This window comes from Modicisalibacter xianhensis (assembly GCF_900113605.1).
Classification (GTDB): domain Bacteria; phylum Pseudomonadota; class Gammaproteobacteria; order Pseudomonadales; family Halomonadaceae; genus Modicisalibacter; species Modicisalibacter xianhensis.
Window position 1 is genome coordinate 67,472 of sequence record NZ_FOPY01000004.1, and the last position, 16,569, is coordinate 84,040.

Consider the following 16,569-nt stretch of genomic DNA (forward strand, 5'->3'; position numbering starts at 1 on the left):
CTTTATGCGCATTATGGAATCTACGCGATACGGCGTGATGACATGGATCAACAATGCCTGACTCGGAGCGCTAACATTGGCGACTGGCTGAGTTGATTGGCGACTGGCTGAGTCGCGAACAGGTATAGGCTGCACTACCTTCGGGACAACCCATACATCTACTACTGGTTTTAATCACTTATGGAATTCGCGCTTAGCCTGGCTATCGGTATCGCCCTGCTCACGCTGGGCGGAGAAACGCTGATTCGCGGCGCCATCGCCGCCTCGCGTCGTATCGGTGTCTCCCCGTTGCTGACGGGCCTTGTCATCGTGGGGTTCGGCACCTCATCGCCTGAACTTGTGGTGTCGATCGATGCCGCACTCAATGCCCAGCCGGACCTCGCCGTGGGCAACATTGTCGGCAGCAATATCGGCAATATTCTTCTGATCCTCGGGCTGTGCGCCGTGATCACGCCAATGACCGTCCAGCCCCAAGCCCTGCGTCGCGATGGCCTCGTCGTGGTGATTGCCAGCGCCCTGTTCATCGTGCTGGCATTGAGTGGCGCCCTCGGCCGAGGCGATGCGCTCATTTTTCTTGTCGGCCTGGCCGCTTACCTGGTCTGGGCCTATCGCAGCGAAAGCCGCCAACACATACCGGCCGGCGACATGCATGCCGCCGAAGCCGAAGAAATGACGGCGTTGCCACGCAGTTGGCTAACCATCGGTCTGGCCATCCTGTTCGGTCTCGGTCTGTTGATCGGCGGGTCCAGGCTGCTGCTTCATGGGGCAATCGGCATTGCCGAAGCCATGGGCGTTCCCGAGACTGTCATTGGCCTGACGCTGGTGGCTGTCGGCACGTCACTCCCCGAGATGGCGGTGTCGGTGATCGCCGCCTTGCGCCGACATGCCGATGTCGCCGTGGGAAACATCCTTGGCAGCAACATTTTCAATGTGCTGGGCATCCTCGGCATCTCGGCCATCCTGCAACCCTTGCCGATGGCCGAGCGCATCCTGGTTTTCGATCAGTGGGTCATGTTGGGTTCGGCCGTCGTACTGATGGGCTTTCTTTATACCGGCTTGCGCCTGTCGCGTGTCGAAGGTGCCATTCTGTTAGGTAGCTACGGTGTGTATGTCTGGCTAAGTTTCGTCACGTTTTGATCGCAGCCCAGACGTAAAAAAGCCGGCCCAGGGGGAGTCTGGAGCCGGCGGCACGAAGGTGTTCAAGCGGAACAGGGATGCGTCGAACAACCTCAGTATAGTATTGAGTCAATATTTGTACAGAAATTTGCTCATCCTGGCGATTACGCAACCCCGCCGAGAATGGCCGCCAGGTCGATTCGCCCTTCCTGAGGCCGCAAATCGAGCAAGGCTTCAAGATCGCTCAAGTGCTGGCGCATACGGTCACAGGCTTGCTGTGGCGAGCCCGATTCCAGCAAATTCAGCAGATCGGCATGATCGTGATCCAGATAGCAGGCCTCCATCCCCGCACGCTTGTACAACGCGATGACAATGGAGGTGCGCAGGATCAGGTCGGCGAGCATGCCGCCCAGCACCCGGTTCGGTGACTGATCCGCCAGGTAGCGATGAACCGCCAGCGAGCACTTTACACGCCGGGCTTCGTCGCCCTGCTGATGAGCGTCGTGTTCTTCCGCGATGATACGTTGCAGTTCCTTGTGCTGGGCCGGGGACAGCTTGCCAGCCAGCAGGGCAGCCACCTCCCCCTCGACCAGTCGCCGGGCGGCAAAGATCTCCTTCGTTTCCTCGATGTCCGGCGACGCGACACGAGCGACCTGATTGGGCTGCTGCACGACGACATGATCGGCAACCAGTCGGGTCAGAGCCTTGCGTACTACCGAGCGGCTGACACCGAAGATCTCACCCAAGGTTGCCTCTGGCAGGCGCGTTCCCGGCGGAAGGCGCTGGGAGAGCACCGCATCGCGTATCATGTCGACGATGTACTGGTCACCGATACGCTTACCTGCATGAATATCGTCGATTACCGTGTCCTGCCATGACGTTGGCATAGTCCTGCTCCCTCGCTCGGTCACGAACACCATCGCATGTTCTGGGATCGGCTGCCACCAGTATGCAATTCAGGCCCATAAAGTATGCAAAATCTCATGAACGTTGAATAAATTCACTTCCCTACAGATTGTTTTCTGTTGATAAACACCAGCCAGCCCAGCGATAAATATTTTATCGCCATGCTCACCTGGAGTATAAATCTCCATACACATCAGATGAATAGCTAAATTTTCTTTATTTCGCTTTTTAGCGTCACCCTCTCTGTATACAGCTTGTGAATTGCTATTTTGTATACGCTATTAGAGCAAAAACAGAACAATGATGAATACAAGAGGAATACAATGTCTTTTTCTCGTTTTCTCCCGCAGCCTTTGGCAGCCGCATGCGTATTGGGTCTGGCATGTAGCGCTGCTACCCATGGCGCCTACGCCTGGACCAGCGCCAGCATTTCATTGCTTAAAGGCTGGGATTATGCCGTTGGTGAAGAAGAACGCACTATTGCGACATTCGAGATGGCCAACGGCTGGACTTATGGTGACAATTATTTCTTCTTCGATTACACCAACCTGACGGGTGACCGAGAGGATGGTGACTCCTTGCCGACCATTTACGGTGAATACGCGCCTCGCCTGAGTCTCGGCAAGATGACAGGCGCCGACTTTGCTGTTGGGCCGTTGCAGGACGTATTGCTCGCCGGCCAGCTAGAAATGGGCGAGAACATCAACCGCCGGCTGTACGGCCTGGGCTTCGATCTAGCCGTTCCGGGCATGGATTACTTTCAGCTCAACACCTATGTCCGCGACGATACCGACCTACCAGGCAACAGCTGGCAGGTGACGCTCGTCTGGGGGAGGCAATTCGACATTGGCGAGACCAGTTGGCTCTTCAAGGGCCACTTCGATTATGCCGATGCTGAAACCAATGACATGGAGAGCAATATCAACAGCGCTCCCCAGCTCCTGCTGGATATCGGGGATTTCTGGGGAACCAGCGATACCTTGTACGCTGGCGTGGAATATCAGTACTGGAAAAATAAGTACGGCATCGAGGGGGCCGACGAGCATAACCCTCAGTTGATGGTGACCTGGAAGCTGTAATCCACTTCGCCCTGCAGGCCCGGCCGGTCGGTCAGGGCCTGCGCGACACCACCCCGCACCCCTTGAGAATAATACGACACAGGAAATCGGTGATGTCCTGATAGTCGCTGGCCTCCAGCGCTTCACGCCCGGTAATGCCCAGCACCTGAGCCTCGAAATCAGCATAGTGTTGAGTAGAAGACCAGATCAGGAAGATCAACCAGACCGGATCGACCGGGTCCATCAAGTCTTTTGCCGCCCACTGTTCGAACACCTTGGCCCTTGCGTGAACCCACCCGCGCAGTTCGCCACGCAGGTAGTCCTGAAGGAACGGAGCGCCCTGCAGCACTTCTGCGGCGAACAGTCGCGAGCCTTGCGGGTGAGTTCGGGTCAGCTCCATCTTGCTGCGGATGAAGGCTTCGAGCACCTCGGCAGGGTCATCATCGACACTGATGTCGTCCAGCATCGCATTCCAGCGCTCCATCATGCGCTCGAGCAGCGTGACGTAGAGTTGGCGCTTGCTGCCTACGTAATAGAGCACATTCGACTTGGGCAGCCCGGCCGCTTCGGCAATCGCCTGCACGCTGGCGCCACGGTAGCCATGGCGAGCGAAGACCTGCTCGGCAGCATCGAGAATTGCCCGTTCGTTACGTAGCCGAGTGCGTGTCGCTTCCGGCGCGGTGATCGTCGTCATCGAAGCCATTTCCCCTGCCAAAGCGGCAAGCTTGCCCTAGCTTGGCAAGGGACTCAACGCTACCGACACTGTGGCTGCTTTCGGGAGGCGATTTTTGCGTCCACGTCCTTGCACTACTCGAGGCTTTCGGCCACGCTAGAAAAATATTGACCAATTGGTCAAGTTGCTTGCAGACTCTGCTGGCAGAACCACTGACAACAACGAGCGAACTCCGTGATGATCGACTTCTACCTGAACGGGCAGCGGCAGCAGTGTGCCGACGTCAGCCCGGACACTAGTGCACTGGAATTGCTGCGCCTGTTTCTCGGCAAGACCGGAACCAAGGAAGGCTGTGCCTCAGGCGACTGCGGCGCCTGCACGGTGGCCATCGGCGAGCCGGATGGTCAAGGCGGCCTGGTCTATCACAATGCCAATGCCTGCATCATGCCTGCGCACCAGTTGCATGGGTGCCATCTGGTCACGGTCGAAGGGCTGGCCCGAGGCGATGCACTGCATCCGGTACAGGCCGCCATGGTCGATTGTCACGGCAGTCAGTGTGGCTTCTGCACCCCTGGCATCATCATGTCACTGTTTACCCTTCATGAAGACCAGCGGCATCGGCCGGCTCCCTTGACACAGGAGCGCCTGGAGTCAGCGCTGGGCGGCAATCTCTGTCGCTGTACGGGCTACCGTCCGATTCGCGATGCCGCCCTGAGCATGAATGAATATCCCGATACGCACCCCACCTGGGCGGACGATCCTGACCTGCCCCGTAATGTCGAAACGCTCTTCACCGATGCTACCCAGGCGTCTCGTCCTGCCCCCAGGGAGACGACGGGCTATGCCATGCCACGCGATCTTGCAAGCCTTCGCGAACTGCGTCGACAGCATCCCGGCTCGCGCCTGGTGGCCGGCGGTACCGACCTGTGGCTGGAAGTGACGCAGCAGCTCAAGCCGCTTGAGGATGTCGTCGATGTCCACCAGGTCGCGGAACTCAACACCATCGAGGAAACCGCCGATGGCTGGTGGGTAGGTGCCGCTGTTACCTATCGTCGGCTGGAGCCGCTGTTCGCCGAACACTATCCGGCTTTCGCCCACCTCATGCACCGTTTCGCCTCGTCGCAGATCCGCAACCGGGCGACCATGGGTGGCAACGTGGCCAATGCGTCTCCGATTGGCGATACGCCGCCGGTCCTGCTGGCGCTGGACGCCCGGCTGGCCCTCGATGGCCCCGAAGGGCAACGCGAACTTCCCATTGACTCGTTCTTCCTCGACTACAAGAAGACGGCTCTTCAGGAAGGCGAATTCATCCGCGCCATTTTCCTGCCGCGGCTCGAAGAGCGCCAGCTCAAGGTCTGGAAGCTGTCCAAGCGTCGCGAAGACGATATTTCTGCGGTCCTGGCCGCCTTCTCCTGGCGGCTGGATGATGGCGTGATGAGAGACGTGCATCTCGCCTTTGGGGGCATGGCGGCCATTCCGCGCCGGGCGCCCCAGGCGGAAGCGGCGCTGGAAGGCCAGCCACCGGCCCCCGCCGCGTTCGAGGCCGCCCGGGCGGCGCTGCGTCAGGAGTTCCAACCCCTCGACGACGTGCGGGGCTCCAGCGAATACCGGCTCGTGGCAGCAGCCAATTTGCTCGAGCGCCTGCGCCTGATGCTGCACAAAGAGACACAAACGCGCCACGACAACAACACTGCGGAGGTCTGCCTCGATGCGTACGCTCACTGAACTTTCCCGCGATTCCGCCAATGCGCGTCAGGAACAGGTCGGACGCAACAAGGGCGACGGGCCATTGGCTCGGGATACCGAGAGCGAGACTAGCCGGGGCCGCGCCGGGCAGTCCGCCGCACATGAAAGCGCCATCAAGCATGTCACTGGTCGCGCTGCTTACATCGATGACCTGCCGGCGCCGGCCGATGCCCTGCATGTGGCGATCGGCTTTTCGCCCGTAGCGCATGGCCGCCTGACCCGGCTCGACCTGGACAAGGTCAGGCATGCCCCCGGCGTCATCGACGTGATCACCATCGTCGATGTGCCTGGTCATACCGACATCGGCCCGGTGTTTCCCGGCGACCCGATCTTCGTCGACGACGAGATCAGCTATCTCGGCCAATCGCTGTTTGCCGTCGCCGCAACCAGCTACAAGGCAGCCCGCCTGGCGGTACGGCTGGCCGTGGTGGAAATCGACGAGCAGCCGATCAACCTAGACCCAGTCTCGGCTGCCGAAGCTGGCGACGTGGTACGTCCTACCCATGTCCAGCAGAGTGGCGACTGGCAACGGGCACTGGATAACGCACCGCATGTGCTCGAACGCGAACAATTCGTCGGCGGGCAGGAGCATTTCTATCTCGAAGGCCAGGCCTGCCTGGTCACGCCCACCGAGGACGAGGGTGTGACCGTGTTCACCTCGAACCAGCACCCCAGCGAGACCCAGAAACTGGTCGCCGAAGTGCTGGGGGTGCCCTTTCATGCCGTTACGGTGGAAACCCGCCGCATGGGCGGCGGCTTCGGCGGCAAGGAAACCCAGGCCTCGCCCTGGTCGTGCATTGCCGCCTTGTTCGCCCGACGCACTGGGCGGGCAATCCGGCTGCGCCTGGCACGCGCCGAAGATACGCGCGCCACGGGCAAGCGCCATCCGTTTCACAATCGCTACCGTCTGGGCTTCGATGACCAGGGAGTGCTGACGGGTGGCGATATCACGGTGATCGGCGATTGCGGCTACTCGCCGGACCTGTCCGAGGCGATCGTCGATCGCGCCATGTTCCATGCCGACAATGCCTATTCACTGGGCGAGGCTCGCGTCACCGGTCACCGCGCCCGCACCAATACCGCCTCGAACACCGCGTTTCGCGGCTTCGGTGGCCCACAGGGCATGATGATCATCGAGGCGGCAATGGACGACATTGCGCGCCATGTCGGCGAAGATCCGTTGACAGTGCGCAAGCGCAACCTCTATCGCCCGGGACGTGACGTTACTCATTACGGCCAGAGCGTGGACCAGTATGCGCTGATTCATGAGATCGTCGAGCGCCTGGAAGCCAGCAGCGATTACTGGAACCGCCGCAAGGCAATCAGCGACTTCAACGCCCGCAGCCCGATCGTCAAGAAGGGCCTGGCACTGACCCCGGTGAAGTTCGGCATCTCCTTCACTGCCAAGCATCTCAACCAGGCCGGTGCACTGCTGCACGTGTATACCGACGGCAGCGTGATGATCAATCACGGCGGCACCGAGATGGGCCAGGGCCTGCACACCAAGGTCTGCCAGGTCGTGGCACGCGAATTGGGCCTGGACCTGTCGCAGGTGCGGATCACCGCGACACGTACCGACAAGGTCCCCAACACCTCGCCGACGGCGGCTTCCAGCGGGGCCGACCTCAACGGCATGGCTGCACGCGACGCGGCCAGCCAGATTCGCGAGCGGCTGTTCGACTTCGCTGCCGAACACTATGAGATCGACCGTGAAGGCATGACCATGGAAAATGGCGAACTGGTCGCTTTCAACCGTCGCATCTCGTGGGGCGAGCTGGTCCAGGCCGCCTACCTGTCCCGCATCTCGCTGTCGGCCAAAGGCTTCTACTCCACGCCGCTGATCCACTACGATCGCAATACCGGCAAGGGCCGCCCCTTCTACTATTTTGCCCATGGCGCCGCTGCCGCCGAGGTCGAGGTCGATACCCTGTCCGGCGAATACCGACTGACGCGTGCCGATATCCTGCATGATGTCGGCGATTCACTGAACCCGGCCATCGATATGGGTCAGGTCGAGGGCGGTTTCATTCAGGGCATGGGTTGGCTGACCACCGAGGAACTCAAGTGGAATGCCCAGGGGCGCCTGATTTCCGATGGTCCGGCGACCTACAAGATCCCGGCATTCGGCGACCTGCCGCCGGAATTCAACGTGGAACTGCTGCAGGGCCATCCCAACTCACAGGCCAGCATCTATCGCTCCAAGGCCGTGGGTGAACCGCCTTTCATGCTGGGTATTTCGGTGTGGTCCGCGCTTCGCGACGCATTGGCCAGCCTGGTCGACTATCGACAGGCACCGCGCCTGGATACGCCGGCAACGCCCGAGCGCGTGCTGATGGCCGCCGAAGCGCTGCGCCGTGCCTCTGCCATGGCCTCCTCGGAGGAGACCAGCGATGATTTGGCATGACGCCCTGCATCGTCTGCAGAACGCAGGTACGCCCCACGCCCTGGCCACCGTGGTCGGGGCGGCGGGCTCCACACCGCGTGAACCGGGTGCCAAGATGGTCATCACCGCCGACGAGGTCCACGACACACTGGGTGGCGGTACCTTCGAGTTCCAGGTCATTGATGCCGCCCGTCAGGCCCTGGCAGGTCACGACACTACCACGCGCCTCGAAGCCTTTCCGCTCGGCGGACGTTCCGGCCAATGCTGTGGCGGTTATGTCCATGTACTGATCGAGATCTTCGCAGGTGCCGAAATGACCGTGGCCGTGTTCGGTGCCGGCCATGTGGGACAGGCCCTGGTGCAGTTGCTGGCGCCGTTGCCATGGCGCGTGCTGTGGCATGACAGCCGGCCAGAATCGTTCCCGAGCGATGCCGCAGGGCAAGTGCGACTGGAATGTCGCGACAGCTCGGACAGCGCAGCCAGCGTGACCGCCCTGCCCCCAGGGTCGCATGCGCTTGTCATGACTCATGACCATGCCGAGGACCGTGTTCTGGTCGATGCCCTGTTGAAGCGTGGCGATTGTGCGTCGATCGGCCTGATCGGCTCGCAGAGCAAGTGGGCCAGTTTTCAGCGTCCCCTGCGCGAGGCGGGACACACCCAGGCCTCGCTGTCGCAGGTACGTTGCCCCATCGGCATTGCCGGTGCCCAGGGCAAGCGACCCTACGAGATTGCGCTGGCGGTGAGTGCCGAGTTGCTGACTCTCAAGCCGTCGGGTGAACGTCCCGACCAGCGTGGCATCGAACCCCGAGTCCTGCGCAAGGTATTCGACGCCGACCGCTCCCCGAATTCCAAGCTGGAGAACAGGAAATGACCGACTCCCGTGTGCTGCGCGGCCCGTTGCTCAGTTTCATGAACGATCCGGGCGAGGACGATACGCCGCAGCCGGGCAGCGTGTTGTACCTCGAGGATGGTGCACTGTGGCTCGAGAATGGCCGCATCCGCGCCATGGCCGAGCACCTCAAGCTCGAGCCCGAGTTGCCCGAGGGCATCGAGGTGGTGGATTACCGCGACAAGCTGATGATGCCGGGTTTCATCGATAGCCATGTGCACTACGTGCAGCTCGAGATCATGGCTTCCTATGGGCGACAACTGCTCGACTGGCTCAATGAATACACGTTTCCCGAAGAGTGCCGCTTTGCCGAACGTGCCCATGCCGAAGCCATCGCCGACGCGTTCCTCGACGAGACGCTGCGTGTCGGTACGACGACTGCCCAGGTCTTTTGCACCTCGCACCCGACCTCGGTGGATACGTTCTTCTCCGCTGCCCATCGCCGCGGCCTGCGCATGCTGGCCGGCAAGGTCCTGATGGACCGCCATGCACCGGATGCCCTGGTGGACGACACCTACGGCGGTATTCGCGATACCGAACGCCTGATCGGCGACTGGCATGGCAAGGGCCGACTGGGCTACACGCTGACGCCGCGTTTCGCGCCGACCTCCACCCGCGAGCAGCTCGACGCCACCGGCGGCCTGCTGCGCAATGCACCCGATCTGCACCTGCAGACGCACCTGTCGGAGAACCAGGGCGAGATTGCCTGGGTGGCCGAGCTTTTCCCCGAAGCCAGCGATTATCTCAACGTCTATGAACGCTACGGGCTGGTCGGACCAAAGAGTACCTTCGCTCACGGTATTCACCTGAGCCAGGATGCACGCAACCGCCTGGCCCAGGCCGGTGCCAACATTGCTTTCTGTCCGACCTCGAACCTGTTCCTCGGCAGTGGCCTGTTCGATCGCCTGGCCTGTCGCGAGGCCGGCCTCAATGTCTCGCTGGCCAGCGACATCGGTGGCGGCACGGACCTGTCCGGCTTCGGCACCCTGAAAGCGGCTTATCAGGTCGGCCAGTTGCTCAACCAGCCGTTGACGCCTTGGCAAGGGTTTTACCGCCTGACTCTTGGCAATGCCCGCGCCCTGCATCTGGAAACCCATATCGGCAGCCTGCGGGAAGGTGCCGAAGCGGATATCGTCGTGCTCGACCCCAAGGCGACGCCCCTGCTCGAGCGTCGCATGGCCCGCACCGCCAGCTTGAGCGAGCGTCTTTTCGCACTGATGATCCTGGGCGACGACCGTGCCGTGCATGCGACCTGGGCCAATGGCCAATGCGTGCACCAGCGCGATAAAGCCATGCCCTGACCTCACGACCAGGCGTCCTGCGACGCTTCCCGTGTGACGCCTCCGAGCGCTGTTGGCGGCCCTGTCTTTGGATGGGAGCCGTCTTTTTTCGTTGCTTGCCGAAGCCTGAATCGAGCCCTGCTCGATTATTCGATAGCCAGATTTTTTGTGCCTGGCGTCGTTTGATTATTTGACAGACTGGGCATGCTGGATTTAGATAGACCAGTCTATATAGGAGCTATCACGATGCCAGCGTCCAAGCGTGATCAATTGCTCGCCACGGCCGAGCGACTCTTCTACGAACAAGGCTTCCATGCGACCGGCATCGACCGCATCGTGGCTTCTGCCGGTGTCGTGCGCATGACGCTCTATAACCACTTCCCCTCCAAGGAAGCGTTGGTCATGGCAGTGCTGCAGGCTCGCCATGAACGCTTCATTGCGAGCCTCGATGCAGCCGTGGCCACGGCGCCACTAGGCAAGGCGACACCGGCCCTGGTCGAAGCTCATGGGGATTGGCTGGAAAACTACAGCCAGCATGGTTGCATCATGGCCAAGGCGATGGGCGAATTCGCCGAGCATAGTGCCGAGATTCATGCCCTGGCCGTGGCTGCCAAGGCGGACCTGATGGCCCGCCTCGAGTCGGCGGTGGCACGCGACGGCCTGGGGGATCACACCGGACTGGCACGACGACTCTTCGTGGTACTGGAAGGCAGCAACACGACAGTATCCTTGCTAGACGTACATACGGCGCTGGCCGACACGCGGACAGTCATCGACACTCTCCTTGCAACCGTCCGGAGCGACGCACCATGAAATCCTTGACCCCGCTCGGCATGGCAGCCCTGGGTAGTGGCATTATCGGCATCACCTACGGGTTGGCCCGCTTCGTGTTCGGGCTGTTCTTGCCCTCGATGCGTGAGGAACTGACGATTACTCCGACCATGGCTGGGGTAATCGGCGCCTTGCCCTTCTTGAGCTTCGTCTTTGCGATACTCGCTGCCCCTTGGGTCACGCGAGGTCTCGGAATACGCAACACAGCGGTCGCGGCCGCAGGCTTGGCCGGAATCGGCATGCTAACTATCGCTCAGGCGCCGACATCACTTGTGCTGGCCACCGGCGTGTTGATCTGCGGCATCAGTACCGGGCTATCTTCGCCGGTCATGGCCCAGTCGGTTTACCGGGTGGTGCCTTCTGGCCTGCGCGGGCGGGTCAATGCCGTCATCAATGCAGGGACCAGTCTGGGGATTGCCCTCGCCATGCCTGCCGTGCTGATCTGGGCCGAGGCTTGGCGTAGTGCCTATGTCGCCTTCACCGCCCTGGCGGCCCTTGGCGCCTTGGCTGCGCTCGTTTACCTGCCTCGGGACGAGCGCCCTGCCACGTCCTCCACGTCCCACAAGGCTTCCATAAGCCGTGAACAATGGGTCGGGATCGGCCAGTTGAGTACCCTGGCCGGCCTCATGGGTGTCGTGAGTGCAGCCTACTGGGTATTTGCGCCTGACGCCGTCATCACCGCCGGTGGCCTGGCATCGAGCCAGACAGCCTGGATGTGGCTGGCGGTCGGTCTTGGCGGACTGGCGGGCGGTGGGGCCGGTGATCTCATCACTCGCTTCGGGCCAGCCCTGAGCCATGTCATCGGTCTCACCGTAATGTCCGCGTCGCTGGCGCTACTGGCCATCGATCCCGGTCACTTTCCCTTGGCCCTGGCATCCGCTGCCCTGTTCGGCGTCGGGTACATGACCCTGACCGGCTTTTACCTGGTCAGAAGCACCCAGATCATGGCCGAGGCGCCCGCCCTCGGCCCGGTGCTGCCGTTGCTCGCGACATCGACCGGCCAGGTCGCCGGCTCACCGCTGGCCGGCTGGCTGGTGGGAAGCCAGGGGCATGCCGTCACCTTCGTGCTTTTTGCCGCCCTGGGGCTCGCTGCCGCCTTGCTGGGATCGTGGCTATTGCACAGTCGAGACACCGCCGATTGGCATGCCCTGTGATCGTCAGGCCAGGCAGGAGGGCCAAGGCTAGCTTGGCCCAGTTAGCCGCTGATCAAGCTGCCTGGGAATAGTCCTCCAGCTTGGCCAGCAACACCTGACGGCGCCCCTCATCCATGAACGCTACCTCGATGGCGTTGCGCGCCATGGTGATGAACGTCGCCTTGTCCCAACCGAAGGCCTGTTCGCACGACAGATAGTTATCCAGCACGCCACCGCCGAAATACGCGGGATCGTCGGAGTTGAGAGTCAGTTTGAGGCCGGCATCGAGTAGTGCGGGCAACGGATGATCCTGGATCCGCTCGACGACCTTGAGCCGGACATTGGACAGCGGGCATACGGTCAACGGTATCTGTGTCTCACGCAGCCGGGCGACAAGCTCCTGATCTTCCAGGCAGCGCACCCCGTGGTCGATGCGACACACGTCGAGCACATCCAGTGCCTCACTGATATAGGACGCCGGCCCCTCTTCGCCGGCATGGGCGACGCGTGGTAATCCTAGTGCCTTGGCTCGAGCGAACACCTCGGTAAACTTCGAGGGCGGATTGCCGGACTCGGCGCTATCCAGCCCGACGGCATCGATCAGTTCCAGGTAAGGTTCGGCCTGCTCGAGCACGGCCATGGCATCCTCGGCGGGCTTGTCGCGCAAGAAGCTCATGATCAATGCCGTGGACAGTCCCCATTCACGTTCGGCATGGCGCATGGCCCGGGTCAGCCCCTCGATCTGGACATCGAAGCCGATACCGCGCGACAGATGCGCCTGCGGGTCGAAGGAGAGCTCCACATGCACGACGCCCTCGGCCTGGGCTCGGCGGAAGTAATCGATGGCCAGGTCATTAAAGTCGTCTGTCGTGCGCAAGACCGCCATGCCCTGGTAATACAGGTCCAGGAAGGATTGCAGGTCACTGAAATCGTAAGCGGCACGCACTTCTTTTACCGAGGCATAGGGCAGCGCGATTCCATTACGCTCGGCCAATGCGAACATCAGCTCCGGCTCCAGCGAGCCCTCGATGTGCAGATGCAGTTCGACCTTGGGCAGGGCTTTCAACCAGTCCTTCATCGCGACACTCCTCATCGGGTTTGAACCATCTTGCCGCGACTTGACCGATTGCGCAAAGTCTAGACCAGCCGCCCTTCGCGCAAACGCAGCGATCGGTCGACCCTTGGCAGTACCGACTCGTCGTGCGCCAGATAAATGACCGTGCGTCCATCCAGCCAAGTATCGAGCCGGCCGGCGATACGCGATGCCGTTTCCACATCCAGCCCGGAAAACGGTTCATCGAGAATCAACAAATCTGGCTCGCTTAGCAGCACTCTCGCCAATGCGACACGGCGGGCCTGGCCACCGGAAAGCTGTCGTCCCGACTCGCCCACCCAGGTATCCAGACCCTGGGGCAGTTCACGTGCCCACGCCGCTAGATCGACGATATCCAACACCCCCCACAGCCTGGCGTCATCGGCCTGCGCATCGGCCAATCGCAGGTTGGCTGCCAAGGTGTCATGGAAGAGCTCGGCGTGCTGGGTCAGGTAGCCGATGCGCGAGCGCAGAACGGACAGCGCAATCTCGCGGATACTTCTGCCTCCGACCAGAACCTGCCCTTGCTCGGGTTCGATCAGGCGGGCTGCCAGCTTGGCGATACTCGACTTTCCGGCGCCAGACTCTCCTACCAGGGCAACACGTTCTCCAGGCGTTATGTCGAGCGATACCGCGGCAAGCGCCGGGGCTACACTACGCACTCCTTGGGACGGTCCTGTACCGGCATATTCCAGCGAGACGTTTTCCAGAGCCAACGACAGCGGCCCTGCGGGCAAGTCCAGCGGGGATTGCGGGTCGCGGATCGAACCACGCAGCGCCGCCATGCCATTCAGGCGCTCGGCCGCCGCCAGGGTGCTGCCGAAATGCGTGAAGCCCGTCGGCAACAGCGCCAGCGCTTCGTTCATGGCAAGAACCGCCAAAGGCAACATGACCATCACCGGGCCACCTATCTCACCCGCGGTGAATGCCCTGGCGCCCAGCCACAGGGCCAGCACGGCACTCAATGTCACGCCCATGCTGACCAGGGCGCTACCGAGCGCCTGGTAGCGTCCCAGTCGGCGCTGGTCGTCGTATAGTGCACGCTCTTCAGCGAGCAATGCCTGGCGATGTGCCCCCAGTGTGCCGTAGCACCGCAGCTCGGCCAGCCCCTGCATCTGCTCGATGCTGCGCATACGCAGCCGGTCAAGGGTGGCAATGCGCCTGCGGCTAGCTGCCAGACCCAGGCGGGCCTGCCCCACCACCAGCCATAGCCACAGTCCCAGCAAGGGAATCGTCACGGCAATACCGATGCCCGGTGCAAACAGCCCCAGCAGGACACCGATACCGCCAATCGCCAACAAGGCGACCAACGGCGGCGCGAGCAGTCGCAGATAGAAACTGTCCAGGGCATCAATGTCTGCCGTCAGGCGATTGAGCCATTCGGAAGCCCGCAACTGCCCCATCACGCGCTCGTCCAGGCGAGTCATCACGGCGAACATGCCGGCACGCAGGTCTGCCAGCAGGCGCAGCACCGTATCGTGGTTGTAGATACGTTCCACATATCTGACCACACTACGCCCCACGGCAAAGAAGCGGATACCGGCACCGGGCCGGTAGATATCCAACGTGGCCTGGATACCGGCAGCGAGCAGTGTGCCGGTAATCGCCGTGGCGGTGATGAACCAGCCTGACAGCGCCAGCAGGCCGATCGCAGCAACGACAGTCAGCAACATCAACAGGCCGCCTACCCACAATCGGCGTCGACGCCGGCCAAGCACTTTCAACCAAGGACGAAAGGTAGCAATCAGTGTCGCATCATTGCTCGATTTCATTGCGTCCTCGCCGTTGGGAGTCGATCACCCGTCCCTCGCTCAATGTCAGCACACGATCCGCCAGTGCGATCAATGCCGGATGGTGCGTGGCCAGGATCAAGGTCCTGCCCTGGTCGAGCAGCCACCGCAGCGACTCGATGACCTGCGCTTCGGTCTCGGCATCGAGGCTGGCCGTCGGCTCGTCAAGCAGCACCAACGGCGCCTGGGAGAGGAACACTCGCGCCAGGGCCAGGCGCTGCCCCTGACCGCCCGACAGCCCCAGGCCGCGCTCCCCCAACTGGGTCTCGAGACCCTCAGGCAGGGCATCAACCAGTGGTCCCAGTCCGGCCAGGCGGACGGCTTCACGCAAGCGCTTGTCATCGGCATCGGGCGCGGCCAGGCGCAGATTGTCGGCCAGGCTGCCCTTGACCAGCCAAGGCCGCTGATCCATCCAGGCGATCGGTGATGCTGGTGCCACTTCGCAGTGCCCCTCGTCTACAGAGAGGAACCCGGCCAGCAGGTGCAAGAGCGTCGACTTCCCGGTGCCGGAGGGCCCCACAACGGCCAGGCATTCCCCCGGCTCGACGGCGAGATCCAGCGGCCCGAGTACCCGCCCTCGTTCCGGATAGCTGACACAGGCCCCCACGATGCGGATACGCGTGCCACCGGCCTTCCCAGCATGTTGCTCAGGCGCCTCGACCGGTCCAGTTTCCGCGGGGCAGGGTCTCTTGAGCAACTTCACCAGGTCATCCGCAGCGCCCAGAGCCGCCGCGCGATCATGATAATGCTGCGACAACGTACGTAACGGCTGAAAGAACTCCGGCGCCATGAGCAGGATGAACAAGCCACTGAACAGCGTCAGTTCGTCGGCCGGACCGAACGAGATATAGCCCAGCAACCCGAAGCCGATATAAATGGCCACCACGGCAATCGCGACCGACGCGAAGAACTCGAGTACTGCCGACGATAGAAAGGCAAGACGCAGCGTACGCATGCTGCGCTGACGGTAATCGTCCGCTGCGGTAAATACCTCGTCGATGCTGCGCTCGGCGCGGTTGAACAACTGCAGGGTGGTCACGCCCCGTACCCGGTCGAGGAAATGCCCGGCCAGTCGGGTCACCGCCAGAAACTGCTCACGATTGAGCCGCTCGGCACCCATGCCTACCAAGGCCATGAACAGGGGAATCAGGGGAGCCGCAAGAAGCAGGAACAAGGCGGCCAGCCAGTCGAGCCACAGCACCACGATCAAGATGAATAGCGGCAACAACACAGCCAGGCGAAGCTGGGGAAGGAAACGCGAGAAGTAACCATCCAGCGCCTCGACCTGCTCCACCAGTTGGCCACCCAGGCCGGCACTGTGCCGGTCGCTGAGTCGCTGAGGCCCCAGTGCCGCCAGATGGTCCAGCAATTGATGACGAACGCGCGAGCGCACCCGCCACCCAGCCTCGACACCGGCGCTTTCTTGGCCCCACTGTACGCATGCACGCAGCACCACGACCAGCGTCAATGTCGCGAAGGCCGCGACCAGCTCACCTGCCAGGGCACCATCCACGACCAGCCGGCTGACGATCCAGGCCAGCAGCCCCATCTGCACCACTGTCAGAACGCCATCGAGCATGCCCAGTGCCGAGACCAGGGCCAGCCAGCCACGCACATGACCGGCCTGGCTGCGCAGCCAGCCTCGTGGGGTAAGATCGGACTCCACCATGA

Annotated in this window: 13 protein-coding genes; 8 read left to right on the forward strand and 5 right to left on the reverse strand. The window is 62.0% G+C overall.

Features of this window, described 5'->3' with window-relative positions; all coding sequences use genetic code 11:
* The first annotated feature begins 180 nt into the window (after window positions 1–180).
* A complete protein-coding gene (locus BM194_RS05290; protein ID WP_092844467.1) occupies window positions 181–1,137 on the forward strand; it encodes a calcium/sodium antiporter in 957 nt (318 codons plus the stop codon).
* 143 nt (window positions 1,138–1,280) lie between these two features.
* Here the strand turns inward: BM194_RS05290 and BM194_RS05295 are convergent, their stop codons facing one another.
* Complete coding sequence (locus BM194_RS05295; RefSeq protein ID WP_092844469.1) at window positions 1,281–2,003, reverse strand: GntR family transcriptional regulator; 723 nt, start codon at window positions 2,001–2,003, stop codon at window positions 1,281–1,283.
* A 342-nt stretch (window positions 2,004–2,345) separates the two neighbouring features.
* Between BM194_RS05295 and BM194_RS05300 the strand changes: the two genes are divergently transcribed.
* Window positions 2,346–3,101, forward strand: coding sequence for an outer membrane protein OmpK (locus BM194_RS05300; protein WP_092844472.1), 756 nt, complete (start codon window positions 2,346–2,348; stop codon window positions 3,099–3,101).
* 31 nt (window positions 3,102–3,132) lie between these two features.
* Here BM194_RS05300 and BM194_RS05305 read toward each other — a convergent pair whose 3' ends face one another.
* Window positions 3,133–3,774, reverse strand: coding sequence for a TetR/AcrR family transcriptional regulator (locus tag BM194_RS05305; RefSeq protein WP_092844474.1), 642 nt, complete (start codon window positions 3,772–3,774; stop codon window positions 3,133–3,135).
* 216 nt (window positions 3,775–3,990) lie between these two features.
* On the opposite strand from BM194_RS05305, the gene xdhA reads away from it, so the two are divergent.
* From xdhA to BM194_RS05335, 6 genes are all read left to right on the forward strand, one after another.
* On the forward strand, window positions 3,991–5,478 hold the full coding sequence (xdhA, locus tag BM194_RS05310) for a xanthine dehydrogenase small subunit (protein WP_092844476.1): 1,488 nt from the start codon (window positions 3,991–3,993) through the stop codon (window positions 5,476–5,478).
* Entirely contained in the window at window positions 5,462–7,903 is a 2,442-nt protein-coding gene (gene xdhB / locus BM194_RS05315) for a xanthine dehydrogenase molybdopterin binding subunit (RefSeq protein ID WP_092844478.1), read from the forward strand. The genes xdhA and xdhB overlap by 17 nt, the downstream gene beginning before the upstream one ends.
* Entirely contained in the window at window positions 7,890–8,753 is an 864-nt protein-coding gene (xdhC, locus tag BM194_RS05320) for a xanthine dehydrogenase accessory protein XdhC (protein WP_092844480.1), read from the forward strand. Before xdhB ends, xdhC begins: the two co-directional genes overlap by 14 nt.
* Window positions 8,750–10,072: a guanine deaminase gene (gene guaD / locus BM194_RS05325; RefSeq protein WP_092844482.1), complete on the forward strand. Its 1,323-nt coding sequence runs from the start codon at window positions 8,750–8,752 to the stop codon at window positions 10,070–10,072. The genes xdhC and guaD overlap by 4 nt, the downstream gene beginning before the upstream one ends.
* Window positions 10,073–10,297: 225 nt before the next feature.
* A complete protein-coding gene (locus tag BM194_RS05330; protein ID WP_092844484.1) occupies window positions 10,298–10,864 on the forward strand; it encodes a TetR/AcrR family transcriptional regulator in 567 nt (188 codons plus the stop codon).
* The gene (locus BM194_RS05335; protein ID WP_092844486.1) at window positions 10,861–12,036 is read left to right on the forward strand and encodes an MFS transporter; all 1,176 of its coding nucleotides are present in this window, start codon (window positions 10,861–10,863) and stop codon (window positions 12,034–12,036) included. Before BM194_RS05330 ends, BM194_RS05335 begins: the two co-directional genes overlap by 4 nt.
* A gap of 52 nt (window positions 12,037–12,088) precedes the next feature.
* Here the strand turns inward: BM194_RS05335 and BM194_RS05340 are convergent, their stop codons facing one another.
* The 3 genes from BM194_RS05340 to cydD are packed head-to-tail and all read right to left on the reverse strand — an operon-like array spanning window position 12,089 to window position 16,567.
* Entirely contained in the window at window positions 12,089–13,093 is a 1,005-nt protein-coding gene (locus tag BM194_RS05340) for an adenosine deaminase (protein WP_092844488.1), read from the reverse strand.
* Window positions 13,094–13,152: 59 nt separating this feature from the next.
* The gene (cydC, locus tag BM194_RS05345) at window positions 13,153–14,880 is read right to left on the reverse strand and encodes a thiol reductant ABC exporter subunit CydC (RefSeq protein ID WP_092844490.1); all 1,728 of its coding nucleotides are present in this window, start codon (window positions 14,878–14,880) and stop codon (window positions 13,153–13,155) included.
* Window positions 14,864–16,567 carry a thiol reductant ABC exporter subunit CydD gene (cydD, locus tag BM194_RS05350; protein WP_092844492.1) on the reverse strand — a complete coding sequence of 568 codons (1,704 nt, stop codon included), beginning with the start codon at window positions 16,565–16,567 and terminating at the stop codon, window positions 14,864–14,866. Before cydD ends, cydC begins: the two co-directional genes overlap by 17 nt.
* Window positions 16,568–16,569 lie beyond the last annotated feature (2 nt).

Coding starts and splice junctions, on each gene's coding strand:
- BM194_RS05290 (WP_092844467.1), top strand. CDS start 181: ATGGAATTCGCGCTTAGCCTGGCTATCGGTATCGCCCTGCTCACGCTG.
- BM194_RS05295 (WP_092844469.1), bottom strand. CDS start 2,003: ATGCCAACGTCATGGCAGGACACGGTAATCGACGATATTCATGCAGGT.
- BM194_RS05300 (WP_092844472.1), top strand. CDS start 2,346: ATGTCTTTTTCTCGTTTTCTCCCGCAGCCTTTGGCAGCCGCATGCGTA.
- BM194_RS05305 (WP_092844474.1), bottom strand. CDS start 3,774: ATGACGACGATCACCGCGCCGGAAGCGACACGCACTCGGCTACGTAAC.
- xdhA (WP_092844476.1), top strand. CDS start 3,991: ATGATCGACTTCTACCTGAACGGGCAGCGGCAGCAGTGTGCCGACGTC.
- xdhB (WP_092844478.1), top strand. CDS start 5,462: ATGCGTACGCTCACTGAACTTTCCCGCGATTCCGCCAATGCGCGTCAG.
- xdhC (WP_092844480.1), top strand. CDS start 7,890: ATGATTTGGCATGACGCCCTGCATCGTCTGCAGAACGCAGGTACGCCC.
- guaD (WP_092844482.1), top strand. CDS start 8,750: ATGACCGACTCCCGTGTGCTGCGCGGCCCGTTGCTCAGTTTCATGAAC.
- BM194_RS05330 (WP_092844484.1), top strand. CDS start 10,298: ATGCCAGCGTCCAAGCGTGATCAATTGCTCGCCACGGCCGAGCGACTC.
- BM194_RS05335 (WP_092844486.1), top strand. CDS start 10,861: ATGAAATCCTTGACCCCGCTCGGCATGGCAGCCCTGGGTAGTGGCATT.
- BM194_RS05340 (WP_092844488.1), bottom strand. CDS start 13,093: ATGAAGGACTGGTTGAAAGCCCTGCCCAAGGTCGAACTGCATCTGCAC.
- cydC (WP_092844490.1), bottom strand. CDS start 14,880: ATGAAATCGAGCAATGATGCGACACTGATTGCTACCTTTCGTCCTTGG.
- cydD (WP_092844492.1), bottom strand. CDS start 16,567: ATGGTGGAGTCCGATCTTACCCCACGAGGCTGGCTGCGCAGCCAGGCC.